A 1,932-nucleotide genomic window follows, 5' to 3' on the forward strand; every position below is an offset into this window, starting at 1 on the left:
GCGGGCCCGCCGGCCGGGGGGGCCCAACCGCACCAGGAAGCGGCGCGGCGTGCCGGGGGGCGCGGGCTCCGGGCTGGGGGGGGGCGGAGGGGCATAAATGCCCCTATTGAATTCCGCCTTTCGGCGGAATTCCGCAGGAATTCGCCTGTCGGCGAATTCGGAGTGGTTTCTGATAAGCCCCTTCGGGGCTTATTCTTGGGCGGGTTGAATTGCCTTTCGGCAATTCGGGCTGTGGGGTGTTTGAGAGCCTTTCGGCTTTCTTTCCAATTCCCGCAACACGGGAATTGATGGGGCGTGAGGTGACGGGGTGTCCGCCGGTGGCGGACACGGCGGGGGTGGGGGTTGGGCCCCTGTCGGGGCCGGGGGTGTGTGGGTGTTTCGTAGTGAGGGCGTGGCTAGAGTCTGGGTTCTGTCCTCATGTCCCCTGCCTGCTAGGTGGGGTGATGGGGTGTCGAGCTGACGTCGGGCCCCTGTCGGGGCCGAGGGGGATGGGGTGGGGTGGCGGTACCGGTACGGCGGTACGTGCCCGGGAGCCGCCGCCCCGTTCCCGGGGCGCGGCATGGGTGATTTCCTTGCTGTCATTCACGGGGGAGCTCTGCCTTTATTTGGGCCTGCGCGAGCGCATCTATTGGGTACTCGTTTTCTTGGAATCTTTCGCGGCTTTATAGCCGGAGGTTTTAGTCTCTAGAAAGATACTGATGCATGAGCCACCATCTTTTCTGTATGTGCCCTCAACTTGTCCTGACTGACACTCGCCCAGAAACCCTTAATTTGATGCATCGTCAGTTTATTGTATGGAAATAGATGCCTCGTGAGAAAACAGAAAGAGCAGGCTCAAGAAATAAGAAAAGGACCCCTTTCGGGGCCCTCATTTCGGTATTTCGCTCTGTTTATGGAGTGGTTGGAAGGCTGTAAGAGAACAGCTTGTCTACCTCTTGGAACCCGGCCGACTCGTAGAGGCGGTTGGCCGCTGTGCGGTCACGTTCGTCGCCGGGCGGGGCGTCGTCGTCCACGTAGAGGATCACCTCGCTGGCGCCGAGCCCGGCAAGGGCGTGGAGCGCTGAGCCGAGCATGGCGTGGCCCAGTCCCCGCCCGCGTGCGTGCGGTGCGACGGTGATCCACCACAGCACGCCGATGCTCTGGACCGGCAGCCCCACCACAGCCTCTGCGACCGTCTTGCGGCCCTGTCGGGCCTCCAATCGGCGGGCGTCCTTGCCGCCCGGGTCTGGGCCCACCCTGACGTCCGGCAGGCGCGGCAGACCGCGCGCGGGCAGGTCAGCCCGCATGTACCGCCACAGCCTCTCGCCGGTGAACCCGGCGCGCTCCAGCGCCGCTGCCGTGGCGGGCCGGTGACCGACCGGCAGAGCCTCCAGCCCCAGGGACAGGGCGGAGGCGAAGTGGAACGCGTGGACCGGCCGGGGCCCGAGGGCGGTGACCGTGTGCCGGATCAGCGCGTCAGCGACGTCGGGCCGTTCCCGGCAGTGCAGCCACAGCAGCTGCCCCGTACCGTCCTTGGGGCGCCGCGCGTACGAGACGGCGCCGAGAACTGCGCCCGCCCTGTCCGCCGCCACCTGCGTAACCGGCCCCTCCAGCTCCGCCCACCATCCCGCGTCCACCGGTGAGCGGCCCTCCAGCGCCTCGTTCAGCATGCCGGGCGTGACCCGGGGCTGGCCCGGCAGCAGGTCGGCGTTGACCAGCTCCACCACCGCGCCCGCGTCGCCGGGGGCGTAGGGGCGCAGCGTCACGTCCAGTACGGGACTCACAGTGACGACCATGCGTGGTTCCTCCCTTTCATGTCCAGAACCGACCAGGTGGCCGGGGGGGGCCCCGTAAAGGGGGGTTCCCCGCCCGGGGTGGGGGGAGGTTATCCCATAACCCCACCCAGGACCCCGGCTGCGGGGGGCCACAGTTGGAACGCGGGCAGGGGGAGAA

General features: G+C 67.2%; 1 protein-coding gene. It reads right to left on the reverse strand.

Going from position 1 to position 1,932, the window contains the following annotated elements; genetic code table 11:
• Window positions 1-890 precede the first annotated feature (890 nt).
• The gene (locus ABZX67_RS33230; protein ID WP_355368527.1) at window positions 891-1,775 is read right to left on the reverse strand and encodes a GNAT family N-acetyltransferase; all 885 of its coding nucleotides are present in this window, start codon (window positions 1,773-1,775) and stop codon (window positions 891-893) included.
• Between the last annotated feature and the right edge of the window lie 157 nt (window positions 1,776-1,932).

Source organism: Streptomyces sp. NPDC003036, from assembly GCF_040611175.1.
Taxonomy (GTDB): Bacteria; Actinomycetota; Actinomycetes; order Streptomycetales; family Streptomycetaceae; genus Streptomyces.

What these genes read in the sequence shown, in the direction of transcription:
- ABZX67_RS33230 (WP_355368527.1), bottom strand. Translation starts at nt 1,775, where the DNA reads ATGGTCGTCACTGTGAGTCCCGTACTGGACGTGACGCTGCGCCCCTAC.